This is a genomic window from Bacillus sp. Nf3 (assembly GCF_003028545.1).
GTDB classification, from domain to species: Bacteria; Bacillota; Bacilli; order Bacillales; family Bacillaceae; genus Bacillus; species Bacillus safensis.
Map to the genome: position 1 here is coordinate 1 of NZ_PYUA01000011.1, position 13,869 is coordinate 13,869.

Genomic DNA, 13,869 nt, shown 5'->3' on the forward strand with positions numbered 1-13,869 from the left:
GGTGACACGTGGAGCTGACAGATACTAATAGATCGAGGACTTAACCTATATTCTAATGTGAAACATGAACATTGTTATCTAGTTTTGAGAGAACATTCTCTCCATCAGGTTTGGTGGCGATAGCGAAGAGGTCACACCCGTTCCCATACCGAACACGGAAGTTAAGCTCTTCAGCGCCGATGGTAGTTGGGGGTTTCCCCCTGTGAGAGTAGGACGCCGCCAAGCTTCTATCAGGATCAGTTCCAGTCGGAACTGGTCTTTTTTGTGTTTTTTGGAGGTTTGGCACCATATAAATGTGGAAATAATATTGTTAGTTGAGCGATTATCTTGAAAAATCGACCGAAAAAATTTATAGTAAGATTAAAGTCAAATATAGTCAAAGTCAATGGAGGAGGAGGCGGAGTGGCACAAAATATTTCTGATATCATCGAGCAGTATTTGAAGGAAGTCTTGGATCAGAACGGTCGAGAAATATTAGAAATTAAGCGCAATGAAATCGCAGATAAATTTCAATGCGTACCTTCACAAATTAACTATGTTATCAATACACGCTTTACGAGCGAGAGAGGCTATATCGTTGAAAGTAAGCGTGGCGGCGGTGGCTATATCCGCATCATTAAAGTCAAAATGAATGATGAAGTCGACTTATTGAACAACATTATTTCCCAAATATATCATCGTTTATCACAGGCTGCATCTGATCATATCATCATGCGTCTTGTTGAAAATAACATTTTATCTGAAAGAGAAGCTAAGATGATGATTAGTGTCATGGACCGTTCTGTATTGCATATTGATTTACCTGAACGTGATGAACTCCGGGCTCGGATGATGAAAGCGATGTTAAATGCTTTGAAATTAAAGTAAAGCGGGTGGAAAGATTGATTTGTCAAGAATGTAATGAGAGACCAGCCACTTTTCACTTTACGAAAGTTATAAATGGAGAAAAACAAGAAATGCACATATGTGAACAATGTGCAAAAGAAAACAGTGATTCATATGCTATGAGTGGAAACCAAGGTTTCTCGATTCACAACTTATTATCAGGCTTATTAAATATTGATCCTAGCTTCACCACAAGTGCTAACAAGGGCTCGTCTATTTTTCAAGAAGCGAAAGAAGTGGATCAATGTCCTAAGTGTGGCTTAACCTTTCAGCAGTTCAGAAAAACAGGCCGATTTGGCTGTGCAGAATGCTATCGTACATTTGATCAGTATCTGAACCCTGTTTTACGGAAAGTCCATAGTGGAAATACAGTCCATAATGGGAAAGTCCCAAAACGAATTGCCGGCAGCCTGCATGTCCGCCGGAAACTTGAGTTAATGCAGCAAGAGCTGAAGCAGCTGATTGAACAGGAAGAGTTCGAAAAAGCAGCGGAAGTTCGAGATCAAATTCGTGCATTAGAGCATGAGCAATCTCAGCAGAGGGAGGGAGATTAACGACATGTCGCTCCAGCATTTTATTCAAGACGCTCTAAGTCAGTGGATGAAACAAAAAGGACCAGAAAGTGACATTGTTCTAAGCAGTCGCATCCGGCTAGCGCGCAATCTAGAGCATGTTCGTTTCCCAACTCAGTTTTCTCAAGAAGAAGCTGAAGCTGTTCTCCAGCAATTCGAGCAAAAGTTTGCTAGCCAGGAAGTGAAGGACATTGGAAACTTTGTTCTGATTCGAATGAATGAAACGCAGCCTTTAGCAAAGAGGGTACTTGTTGAAAAGCACTTGATCAGCCCCAATTTAGCTGAATCAAGATTTGGCGGCTGTTTGCTTTCTGAGAATGAAGAAATTAGTGTGATGTTGAATGAAGAAGACCATATTCGAATCCAATGTTTATTCCCAGGTTTTCAGCTAGCCAATGCACTAAAAGCGGCTAATCAGGTAGATGACTGGATTGAAGAGCAAGTGGATTATGCATTTTCTGAAAAGCGAGGATACTTAACAAGCTGTCCGACTAATGTAGGTACAGGTATTAGGGCTTCGGTCATGATGCATTTACCGGCATTAGCGCTCACAAGACAAATGAATCGCATTATTCCTGCCATTAATCAATTAGGTCTTGTGGTCAGAGGAATTTATGGTGAGGGCAGCGAAGCAATAGGGAACATCTTTCAAATTTCAAATCAAATGACACTTGGTCAATCAGAAGAAAACATTGTAGATGACTTGAATAGTGTGACTGCTCAGCTCATTGAACAAGAGCGATCTGCACGAAAAGCATTATATCAAACATCTAAAATTGAACTTGAGGACAGAGTGTACCGGTCCTTAGGGATTTTGGCCAATTGTCGTATGATTGAATCAAAAGAAACAGCAAAGTGTTTGTCAGATGTGCGGCTTGGAATAGATTTAGGTATCATTAAGGGGCTTTCAAGTAATATACTGAATGAACTCATGATTTTGACCCAGCCTGGCTTCCTTCAACAATATTCAGGAGGAGCCTTGGAGCCAAATGAACGAGATATAAAACGAGCAGCGATTATTAGAGAAAGGCTGCGCTTAGAAATGCATAGGAATGGACAGGAGGATGAAACGATATGATGTTTGGAAGATTCACTGAAAGAGCTCAAAAGGTATTAGCACTTGCACAAGAAGAAGCCATTCGCCTAGGCCATAAGAATATTGGTACTGAGCACATTTTACTTGGCCTTGTACGTGAAGGGGAGGGCATTGCTGCCAAAGCGTTAGAAGCACTGGGCCTTGTTTCAGATAAAATCCAAAAAGAAGTCGAAAGCTTGATTGGAAGAGGGCAAGAGGTGTCTCAAGCTATTCCTCATTATACGCCTAGAGCGAAGAAGGTCACTGAGCTTTCAATGGATGAAGCAAGAAAGCTAGGTCATTCCTATGTAGGGACAGAACATATTCTATTAGGTCTTATTCGTGAGGGAGAGGGTGTCGCTGCCCGTGTCTTAAATAACCTCGGAGTGAGCTTAAATAAAGCACGTCAGCAAGTCCTGCAGCTGCTTGGAAGCAATGAAACAGGTGCATCTGCGGCAGGCTCTAATAGCAATGCAAATACACCAACACTTGATAGCTTGGCAAGAGATTTGACTGCTATCGCAAAAGAGGACAGCTTGGACCCAGTCATTGGCCGAAGCAAAGAAATTCAACGTGTCATTGAGGTCCTAAGTAGAAGAACAAAAAATAACCCTGTGCTGATTGGTGAGCCTGGTGTTGGTAAAACAGCCATCGCAGAAGGTCTTGCACAGCAAATTATTCATAACGAAGTGCCTGAAATCCTGCGTGATAAACGAGTGATGACACTGGATATGGGAACTGTTGTAGCTGGAACGAAATATCGTGGTGAATTCGAGGATCGTTTGAAAAAAGTCATGGACGAAATTCGTCAGGCAGGAAATATCATTCTCTTTATCGATGAGCTTCATACACTCATTGGTGCTGGTGGAGCAGAGGGTGCGATTGATGCGTCTAATATTCTAAAACCATCTTTAGCACGTGGTGAGCTTCAATGTATTGGGGCGACAACGTTAGATGAGTATCGTAAATACATTGAAAAGGATGCTGCGCTTGAACGACGTTTCCAGCCAATTCAAGTAGATCAGCCTTCTGTTGATGAGAGTATTCAAATCTTAAGAGGACTTAGAGATCGGTATGAAGCACATCACCGTGTGTCTATTACAGATGAAGCGATTGAGGCGGCGGTGAAGCTGTCTGACCGTTATATCTCTGACAGATTCCTTCCAGATAAGGCGATTGATTTAATTGATGAGGCAGGTTCGAAAGTCCGTTTGCGTTCGTTCACAACACCGCCTAACCTAAAAGAACTAGAGCAAAAGTTGGATGAAGTACGCAAGGAAAAGGATGCGGCAGTTCAAAGTCAAGAATTTGAAAAAGCAGCTTCTCTTCGCGATACAGAGCAGCGTTTGCGTGAAAAAGTAGAAGTCACAAAGAAATCATGGAAAGAAAAGCAGGGACAAGAGAATTCAGAGGTATCTGTAGATGATATCGCAATGGTTGTTTCCAGCTGGACGGGAGTGCCTGTTGCAAAAATTGCTCAAACGGAGACAGATAAGCTTCTGAATATGGAACAATTGCTCCACTCTCGTGTGATCGGGCAGGATGAAGCCGTTGTTGCTGTAGCGAAAGCTGTGAGACGTGCGCGTGCAGGCCTAAAAGATCCAAAACGTCCAATCGGTTCCTTTATCTTCTTAGGACCAACAGGGGTTGGTAAAACGGAGCTTGCAAGAGCACTCGCCGAGTCTATTTTCGGTGATGAAGAAGCAATGATCCGTATTGATATGTCTGAATACATGGAGAAACACTCTACATCCAGACTTGTTGGGTCACCTCCAGGATATGTCGGTTATGATGAAGGTGGACAGCTGACTGAAAAAGTGAGAAGAAAACCTTATTCTGTCGTTCTATTAGACGAGATTGAAAAGGCCCATCCAGATGTATTTAATATCTTACTGCAAGTATTAGAAGATGGTCGTCTAACTGATTCTAAAGGGCGTACCGTTGACTTTAGAAATACGATTTTGATCATGACATCAAACGTTGGAGCTAGTGAGTTGAAGCGCAATAAATACGTTGGCTTTAACGTGCAGGATGAAAGTCAAAATTACAAGGATATGAAAGGCAAAGTGATGGGCGAGTTGAAACGTGCGTTTAGACCTGAGTTTATCAACCGTATTGATGAAATCATTGTCTTCCACTCGCTTGAGAAGAAACATCTCAAAGAGATCGTGTCTCTCATGTCTGACCAATTGACAAAACGATTAAAAGAACAAGACCTTTCAATTGAATTGACGGAAGCAGCAAAAGCGAAGATTGCCGACGAAGGAGTAGATCTTGAGTACGGTGCGCGTCCGTTAAGAAGAGCGATTCAAAAGCATGTAGAAGATCGACTTTCTGAGGAGCTTCTGAAGGGCAATATTGAAAAAGGTCAACATATCGTATTAGATGTGGAAGATGGAGAAATTGTCGTAAAAGCGACGGCTGCTACGAACTAATATAGTAAGAAAAAAGTGTGAGGCATACCAGCAAGGTGTATGCCTCCCTTTACTTATTTTCTGACCAGTATAAGGAGTTGTATTCTTCAATCTATGGCTAAGACAAAATCAAAATTTATATGCCAATCGTGCGGTTATGAGTCAGCCAAATGGATGGGGAAATGTCCAGGCTGCGGCACATGGAACAGTATGACAGAAGAGGTCGTTCGCAAAGAGCCGGCAAACCGTCGAAGTGCTTTTAATCATTCTGTTCAAACCATTCAAAAACCTTCACCTATATCTGCAATTGAAACATCCGAAGAACCCCGAATTAAAACGAATTTAGAAGAATTTAACCGAGTATTAGGAAGTGGAATTGTCAAAGGCTCTCTTGTTCTCATTGGCGGAGATCCTGGGATTGGGAAGTCCACTTTATTATTACAAGTATCAGCACAGCTCTCAGACAAAAATCAGAATGTGTTGTACATATCTGGTGAGGAGTCCATTAAACAAACGAAGCTAAGAGCGGACCGCCTTGGTATTGAAAGCGCCTCTTTACATGTTTTGGCTGAAACCGATATGGAGTATATAACGTCTGCTATACAGGAGATGAAACCTGCTTTTGTTGTGGTGGATTCGATTCAAACCGTTTATCAAAGCGATATCACGTCAGCTCCCGGCTCTGTATCTCAAGTAAGAGAATGTACAGCACAGCTGATGAAAATTGCCAAGACAAATGGGATTCCTATTTTTATCGTTGGTCACGTGACCAAAGAAGGCTCGATCGCAGGTCCGCGACTTTTAGAGCATATGGTGGACACGGTTCTTTATTTTGAAGGCGAGCGTCATCATACGTTTCGTATCTTACGGGCGGTCAAAAACCGATTTGGTTCAACGAATGAATTGGGGATTTTTGAAATGAGAGAGGAAGGACTCACGGAAGTATTAAACCCATCAGAAATCTTTTTAGAAGAGCGGTCGGCAGGTGTATCTGGTTCGTGTGTTGTTGCCTCAATGGAAGGAACAAGACCCGTACTTGTCGAGATACAGGCATTAATTTCCCCGACAAGCTTTGGGAATCCGCGAAGAATGGCCACTGGCCTTGATCATAATCGAGTATCGCTGCTCATGGCAGTTTTAGAAAAACGCGTGGGGCTGCTCTTGCAAAACCAGGATGCGTATTTAAAGGTCGCAGGCGGTGTGAAGCTTGACGAACCGGCGATTGACTTAGCTATTGCCGTCAGTATTGCATCAAGCTTTAAAGACGCAGCGCCGCATCAAGCGGATTGCTTTATAGGAGAGGTCGGTCTGACGGGAGAAGTCAGAAGAGTATCAAGAATTGAACAGCGAGTGCAGGAAGCTGCGAAACTAGGATTTAAGCGAATGTTTATTCCTCAGGCGAATATAGACGGATGGAAAAAGCCGAGAGGGATTGAGTTAGTTGGTGTAGAAAATGTAGCGGAGGCACTTCGAATTTCACTAGGGGGATCATAGGAATGGAAAAAGAGAAAAAAGGAGCGAGAGAACTCGATCTCTTAGATATTGTACAGTTTGTGGCACCAGGAACACCTCTGCGGGCAGGGATTGAAAACGTCTTGAGAGCCAATACTGGTGGGCTCATCGTTGTTGGTTATAATGACAAAGTAAAGAGTGTGGTAGATGGAGGATTTCACATTAATTCTGCCTTCTCTCCAGCACATTTATATGAATTGGCGAAGATGGACGGGGCTATTATTCTTAGCGATTCTGGTCAAAAAATCTTGTATGCGAATACACAGCTGATGCCAGATGCCACCATCCATTCATCGGAAACAGGCATGAGGCACCGGACGGCTGAACGTGTAGCGAAGCAGACAGGCTGCTTAATCATTGCCATTTCTGAACGGAGGAACGTCATTACCTTATACCAAGGGAATCGTCGTTATACGCTGAAAGATATTGGTTTTATTTTAACAAAGGCGAATCAAGCCATTCAAACACTTGAGAAATATAAAACCATTTTAGATCACGCCATTTCTGCGTTAAGCGCCCTAGAATTTGAAGAGCTTGTGACCTTTGGTGATGTATTATCCGTGCTGCACCGCTACGAAATGGTTCTTAGAATCAAAAATGAAATCAATATGTATATCAAAGAGCTTGGAACAGAAGGACACTTGATCCGTCTACAGGTCAATGAGCTGATTACAGATATGGAGCAGGAAGCGGCTTTATTTATTAAAGATTACGTGAAAGAAAAGATAAAAGATCCGTATGTGCTACTTAAACAACTTCAAGATATGTCGAGCTTTGAGCTTTTAGATGATTCCATTCTGTACAAGTTACTTGGATATCCAGCTTCTACAAATATTGACGAATATGTGTACACAAGAGGGTATAGATTACTCCACAAAATCCCTAGACTGCCAATGCCGATCGTTGAAAATGTGGTTGAAGCATTCGGTGTGCTAGATCGAATTATGGAAGCGGATGTACAAGAATTGGATGAAGTAGAAGGAATTGGAGAAGTAAGAGCGAAAAAGATAAAAAAAGGATTAAAAAGGTTACAAGAAAAACATTATATCGACCGTCAGCTTTAAGAAGAGAAATTTTTCTCTATTACGGTTAAAAATGGATGAATATGGGTATATTAATGATGGTTTTGTTTTCTGTTGCTCATAATAGGAAACTTAAACATATATCAATGTCAGATGAAGGTGGATTGACAGATGAAAAATAAAGGAGGTGAAGGTATGTTAAAAAGAATCGTTCAGGCGTTTTTTATCATTTTTGGTGCAGTTGTGGGGATTTTTATCATTCCAGAGTTATTTCTGCTTTTAAATGTAAAGGACATACCTTTCATAACAAATGCTTACTCTTCAGCACTAATAGGAGCCGCTGTATTCTTGATCATCGGCAAATGGTGCACAGGTTATGTGGTAAATTGGGTGAAATGGATCGAGGATTCTCTATTGAAGGCGCCTCTTCCTGATCTTATATCTGGAAGTTTCGGATTAGTATTTGGACTTATTCTAGCATATCTTATTGTAAACGTGATCCCGCTAAACAATATCCCATATCATATTTTTGGTACCATTATTCCGATTTTCCTGGCTTTCTTTTTAGGATACCTTGGGTTTCAGGTAGGCTTTAAGAAGAAGGATGAAATGATGGGGCTGTTCTCCCGTTCTGCAAAGGTCAGCAAGAAAAAAGGAGCAGCTGATGATGAACCTGAAATAGAAGATAAAAAGCTGAAAATTTTAGACACAAGTGTTATCATTGATGGAAGAATCGCAGATATTTGCCAAACTGGATTCTTAGAAGGTGTCATGGTCATTCCTCAATTTGTACTCGAGGAATTACAGCATATTGCAGACTCCTCAGATGTATTAAAGAGAAATAGAGGCCGAAGAGGTCTTGATATTTTAAACCGTATTCAAAAAGAGTTGGATATTAAAGTTGAAATTTACGAAGGTGACTTCGAAGACATTCAAGAGGTTGATAGCAAGCTTGTGAAGCTCGCGAAATTAACTTCAGGTGTTGTTGTGACCAATGATTTTAATTTAAATAAAGTATGCGAACTTCAAAAAGTAGCAGTGTTAAACATCAATGATCTAGCCAATGCGGTTAAACCGGTTGTACTGCCTGGGGAAGAGATGAAGGTACAGGTCATCAAAGATGGGAAAGAGCATAACCAAGGTGTTGCTTACTTAGATGACGGTACGATGATTGTGGTCGAAGAAGGACGCAATTACATTGGAAAAGACATCGATGTGCTCGTCACAAGTGTGCTGCAGACTGCTGCTGGAAGAATGATTTTTGCGAAGCCAAAACTTCTGGAGAAGGCGCTCTAAAGGGAGAACGAACATGTATTATGAAGTAGTTATTCCGGCTGCGGGGCAGGGGAAACGAATGAAGGCCGGCCGCAATAAGCTTTTTATCGAGCTGAAAAGAATGCCGGTCATCATTCATACATTAAAGGTGTTTGACGCTCATTCACAATGCAAACGCATGATCCTAGCGATCAATGAAGAGGAGCGTCAAGACTTTGAAAGGCTACTCAAAGTACACGCTTTTCAAACGCCTGTTTCACTTGTCACTGGCGGTGAAGAACGTCAGCAAAGTGTATACGAAGGATTAAAGGCTGTGAAAGATGCGGACATCGTGCTTGTTCATGATGGGGCAAGGCCTTTTATTAAGCATACACAGATTGACTTGCTCGTTAAAGCAGCGATTGAAAAAGGCTCCGCAGTTGTAGCGGTACCAGTGAAAGACACAATCAAACGCGTTCAAGAAGGCAAAGTGGAACAAACCATTGAACGTCAGAGCTTGTGGGCGGTCCAGACCCCACAAGCTTTTCGTCATTCTATTTTAAAAGAGGCGCATGAATATGCGGAGCGGACAGGCTTCCTTGGAACAGACGACGCCAGCCTTGTTGAACAATTACATGGCGAGAATGTGTATATTGTCCAAGGCGACTATACCAATATTAAGCTGACAACACCGGATGATTTATTGGTTGCCAAGGCAATTATGGATGCGGAAAGAGGGTACTAGATCATGTTGAGAATAGGACAAGGCTTTGATGTACATCAATTAACAGAGGGAAGACCTCTAATTATCGGCGGGGTCACCATCCCTTATGAAAAGGGACTGCTAGGGCATTCAGACGCTGACGTACTGCTTCACACAGTGGCAGATGCCTGCCTGGGTGCGATTGCTGAAGGAGATATCGGCAGACATTTCCCAGACACAGATCCTGAGTTTAAGGATGCAGATTCTTTTAAATTATTGCAGCATGTGTGGGCACTTGTGAAAGAAAAAGGCTACACACTTGTGAATATTGATTGCACCATTATGGCGCAAAAGCCAAAAATGGCACCTTACATTCAACCAATGTGTGAGAAAATCGCAGAAGCACTTGAGGCAGATGTCACACAGGTGAACGTCAAAGCAACAACGACAGAGAAACTCGGATTTACAGGAAGAGGCGAAGGAATTGCCTCTCAGGCAACAGTGCTTCTTCAGAAAAAGTAAAATCCATTTTGATGAGAATGGGTTTTGATGATAAAATACGTTTATAAAAAATTGGTGTCAGACAACATGATGCAGATGAAAGGAAGTTAAACTCATGGGAAATGAAGTGCGTGTTCGTTATGCACCGAGTCCAACTGGTCATTTACATATTGGGAATGCTAGAACGGCTCTTTTCAACTATTTGTTCGCACGCAGCCAAGGCGGCAAATTTATTATTCGAATCGAGGATACGGATCAAAAGCGTAATGTAGAAGGCGGGGAGGAAAGCCAGCTTCGCCACTTGCAATGGCTCGGTATTGATTGGGATGAGAGCATTGATAAAGATGGCGGTTACGGTCCTTACAGACAATCAGAGCGAAATGATATTTACAAAAAATATTATGACGAGCTGTTAGAGAAGGACTTGGCGTATAAGTGCTATTGTACGGCTGAAGAGCTAGAGGCAGAGCGTGAAGCACAAATCGCCCGCAGTGAAATGCCTCGATATTCTGGTAAATGCAGTCATTTATCAAAAGAAGAAGAGGACAAGCTAATTGCTGAAGGAAGAGAGCCAAGCATCCGCTTCCGAGTGCCAAAAGGAGAAATCATCAAATTTGACGACATGGTTAAAGGCGATATTTCGTTTGAAACAGACGGCATCGGTGACTTTGTTATTGTGAAGAAAGATGGCACGCCAACTTATAACTTTGCCGTAGCTGTGGATGATCATTTGATGAAAATGACTCACGTTCTTCGCGGAGAGGATCATATTTCAAATACCCCTAAACAAATTATGATTTTTAATGCATTTGGCTGGGATGTTCCGCTATTTGGACATATGACGTTGATTGTGAACGAGAACCGCAAGAAATTAAGTAAACGTGATGAATCAATTATTCAATTCATCGAGCAATATAAGAATTTAGGCTATTTACCTGAAGCGCTGTTTAACTTCATTGCATTACTTGGATGGTCTCCAGTAGGCGAAGAAGAACTGTTTACAAAAGAGCAATTCATCGACATTTTCGATGTGAATCGACTTTCTAAGTCACCAGCTCTATTTGATATGCATAAACTAAAATGGGTGAACAACCAATACGTGAAAGCACTTGATCTTGATCAGGTTGTGGCACTAACACTTCCACATCTTCAAAAAGCAGGCAAGGTAAGTGAGCAGCTGACAGAAGAAGAAAACACGTGGGTACGCAAGCTTATTTCTCTGTATCACGAACAATTAAGCTACGGAGCAGAAATTGTTGAGTTAACAGAGTTGTTCTTTAAGGAGCAAATTGAGTATAATCAAGAGGCAAAGGAAGTTCTAGCAGAGGAGCAAGTACCAGAAGTGATGGCATCTTTTGCAGGTCAGCTTGAACAGCTTGAGTCTTTCACACCTGATGAAATCAAGGCTGCCATTAAAGCGGTACAAAAAGAAACAGGGCATAAAGGCAAGAAACTATTCATGCCGATTCGTGTGGCTGTCACAGGACAAACGCATGGCCCAGAACTTCCGCAAAGTATTGAATTACTAGGTAAGGAAACGGTATTAAACCGCATTAAACAAATATAAGGAAATCGTTGCGAGGGAGAAGTACAATGTACTCGTCCATCACAGAAAGAGTCTCCACCGGCTGAAAGAGACTTATGGGCAGACGTTGGAAATGCACCCTCAAGACCCTTGAGGAACACGTACGTTAGTATGCAAGGGCGGTACCCTCCGTTATGGGATTAAGTTGAGAAGGCTGAAAGATAAGTGGCTTTCTAAACAGAGTGGAACCGCGTTTTCAAAACGTCTCTGTCATTTGGCAGAGGCGTTTTTTATTTGTCCAAAAAAAGAGAGCAAGTCCTAAGAGAGATTGATGGGGAAGAACGGGGGGAGCATGTGTTTTTCAAAATGCTGAAAGAAGATATTGATACTGTGTTTGATCAAGATCCTGCTGCTAGAAGCTATATTGAAGTAGTGCTAACCTATTCAGGGCTTCATGCGATTTGGGCTCACCGTATTGCGCACGCATTTTATAAGCGGAAGCTGTATTTTATTGCGCGAATCATTTCTCAGGTCAGCCGTTTTTTCACAGGGGTAGAAATTCACCCGGCGGCAACCATTGGCAGGCGGTTCTTCATTGATCACGGCATGGGCGTTGTGATCGGGGAAACATGTGAAATTGGAGACAATGTCACTGTTTTCCAAGGCGTGACATTAGGGGGAACAGGGAAAGAAAAGGGAAAGCGGCATCCGACCATTTTAGACGATGCCCTTATTGCGACAGGTGCCAAGGTGCTTGGTTCCATTACAGTTGGAAAAGGAGCCAAGATTGGGGCGGGATCGGTCGTGTTAAAGGACGTACCCGACCATTCCACCGTTGTCGGTATACCTGGGCGAGTCGTCGTTCAAAATGGAAAGAAAATCAATCGTGATCTCAATCATCAAGATTTGCCAGATCCAATTTCCGATCGTTTTAAAGAATTGGAACGAGAAATGGAAAAGCTAAAAGGTGAGCTGGCTTCATTGAGCAGAAAGGAAGAACAATCATGACAATCAATATTTATAATACATTGACACGTAAGAAGGAAGAATTTGTCCCGCTTGAGCCAGGAAAGGTCAAAATGTATGTGTGCGGACCAACCGTTTATAACTACATTCATATCGGGAATGCTAGACCTGCTATTGTTTATGACACTGTACGTAAGTATTTAGAATACAGCAGTTACGATGTGAACTTTGTATCAAACTTTACAGATGTAGATGATAAACTCATCAAAGCAGCCAATGAACTCGGAGAAGATGTGCCGACAATTGCTGACCGGTTTATCCAAGCCTACTTCGAAGACGTCAGTGCGCTAGGCTGCAAAAAAGCAGACCTTCACCCGCGAGTAACGGAAAACATGGATGATATCATTGCGTTTATTGCGACATTGATTGAAAAAGGCTACGCCTATGAAGCAGATGGCGACGTGTATTACAGCACACGCTCATTTGAAGGCTATGGAAAGCTTTCTCATCAATCGATTGATGAACTGAAGACAGGTGCCCGTATTCGTGTAGGTGAAAAGAAACGAGATGCACTGGATTTTGCCCTATGGAAGGCTGCAAAGGATCAGGAAATCTCATGGGATAGCCCATGGGGCGAAGGACGCCCAGGCTGGCACATCGAATGCTCGGCAATGGTCAAAAAATATTTAGGTGATACGATCGACATTCATGCTGGCGGACAGGATCTAACATTCCCGCACCATGAGAATGAAATTGCCCAATCTGAGGCTTTGACAGGGAAGCCTTTTGCGAAGTATTGGATGCATAACGGGTATATTAATATTGATAATGAAAAAATGTCAAAATCACTTGGCAACTTTGTGCTGGTGCATGACATTGTGAAAGAACAAGATCCTGATGTGCTCCGCTTCTTTATGTTGTCGGTTCACTATCGTCACCCAATTAACTACTCAATGGATTTATTAGAAAGTACAAAGAGTGCGTTTAACCGACTCAAAACATCGTATGCGAATTTACATCACCGTCTCGAGAGCAGCACGAATATCACGGAAGACAATGCTGAATGGCTGGCAAAAATTGAAGAACAGCGTGCGACATTTATTTCTGAAATGAATGATGACTTCAATACAGCAAATGCGATCTCTGTTTTATTCGAATTAGCGAAACAGGCGAATTATTATATGGAAAATGATCATACTTCGGAGGAAGTGATCAAGGCATTTATCGGCTTGTTCCAAGAAATTACGTCTGTTCTTGGCTTCTCATTAGAAGAAAAGCACACGCTTGACGAAGAGGTAGAAGCGTTAATTGAAAAACGTAATGAAGCTAGAAGAAATCGTGACTTTGCCCTATCTGATCAAATTCGTGACCAATTAAAGAACATGAATATTGTGTTGGAGGACACTCCTCAAGGTACTCGCTGGAAAAGAGGAGAATAGG

Annotated in this window: 12 protein-coding genes, 1 rRNA gene and 1 other annotated feature; all 13 genes read left to right on the forward strand. The window is 42.2% G+C overall.

The features are described from left to right. The first annotated feature begins 109 nt into the window (after positions 1–109). Positions 110–225 (forward strand): 5S ribosomal RNA (gene rrf / locus C9414_RS18105). A gap of 177 nt (positions 226–402) precedes the next feature. Next, positions 403–867 carry a CtsR family transcriptional regulator gene (locus C9414_RS18110; RefSeq protein ID WP_003217184.1) on the forward strand — a complete coding sequence of 155 codons (465 nt, stop codon included), beginning with the start codon at positions 403–405 and terminating at the stop codon, positions 865–867. 14 nt (positions 868–881) lie between these two features. Beyond that, entirely contained in the window at positions 882–1,439 is a 558-nt protein-coding gene (mcsA, locus tag C9414_RS18115) for a protein-arginine kinase activator protein McsA (protein WP_024425862.1), read from the forward strand. Positions 1,440–1,443: 4 nt separating this feature from the next. Further along, positions 1,444–2,535: a protein-arginine kinase McsB gene (gene mcsB / locus C9414_RS18120; RefSeq protein WP_039175958.1), complete on the forward strand. Its 1,092-nt coding sequence runs from the start codon at positions 1,444–1,446 to the stop codon at positions 2,533–2,535. Further along, positions 2,532–4,967 carry an ATP-dependent protease ATP-binding subunit ClpC gene (gene clpC / locus C9414_RS18125; protein WP_047203805.1) on the forward strand — a complete coding sequence of 812 codons (2,436 nt, stop codon included), beginning with the start codon at positions 2,532–2,534 and terminating at the stop codon, positions 4,965–4,967. Before mcsB ends, clpC begins: the two co-directional genes overlap by 4 nt. Positions 4,968–5,060: 93 nt before the next feature. Further along, positions 5,061–6,440, forward strand: coding sequence for a DNA repair protein RadA (radA, locus tag C9414_RS18130; RefSeq protein ID WP_025092231.1), 1,380 nt, complete (start codon positions 5,061–5,063; stop codon positions 6,438–6,440). A 2-nt stretch (positions 6,441–6,442) separates the two neighbouring features. Continuing rightward, positions 6,443–7,522, forward strand: coding sequence for a DNA integrity scanning diadenylate cyclase DisA (gene disA / locus C9414_RS18135; protein ID WP_024425581.1), 1,080 nt, complete (start codon positions 6,443–6,445; stop codon positions 7,520–7,522). A gap of 153 nt (positions 7,523–7,675) precedes the next feature. Further along, positions 7,676–8,776: a PIN/TRAM domain-containing protein gene (locus tag C9414_RS18140; RefSeq protein WP_047203808.1), complete on the forward strand. Its 1,101-nt coding sequence runs from the start codon at positions 7,676–7,678 to the stop codon at positions 8,774–8,776. 13 nt (positions 8,777–8,789) lie between these two features. Beyond that, complete coding sequence (ispD, locus tag C9414_RS18145; protein WP_034665643.1) at positions 8,790–9,479, forward strand: 2-C-methyl-D-erythritol 4-phosphate cytidylyltransferase; 690 nt, start codon at positions 8,790–8,792, stop codon at positions 9,477–9,479. Positions 9,480–9,482: 3 nt separating this feature from the next. Further along, entirely contained in the window at positions 9,483–9,959 is a 477-nt protein-coding gene (ispF, locus tag C9414_RS18150) for a 2-C-methyl-D-erythritol 2,4-cyclodiphosphate synthase (RefSeq protein ID WP_003216928.1), read from the forward strand. Between the two features lie 94 nt (positions 9,960–10,053). After that, on the forward strand, positions 10,054–11,505 hold the full coding sequence (gltX, locus tag C9414_RS18155; protein WP_095407550.1) for a glutamate--tRNA ligase: 1,452 nt from the start codon (positions 10,054–10,056) through the stop codon (positions 11,503–11,505). Next, positions 11,505–11,735: a binding site (T-box leader), on the forward strand. Its footprint overlaps the gene before it by 1 nt. A gap of 82 nt (positions 11,736–11,817) precedes the next feature. After that, positions 11,818–12,471: a serine O-acetyltransferase gene (gene cysE, locus C9414_RS18160; protein WP_034283914.1), complete on the forward strand. Its 654-nt coding sequence runs from the start codon at positions 11,818–11,820 to the stop codon at positions 12,469–12,471. Further along, positions 12,468–13,868, forward strand: a complete 1,401-nt coding sequence (gene cysS, locus C9414_RS18165; RefSeq protein WP_107164233.1) for a cysteine--tRNA ligase — start codon at positions 12,468–12,470, stop codon at positions 13,866–13,868. Before cysE ends, cysS begins: the two co-directional genes overlap by 4 nt. Position 13,869 lies beyond the last annotated feature (1 nt).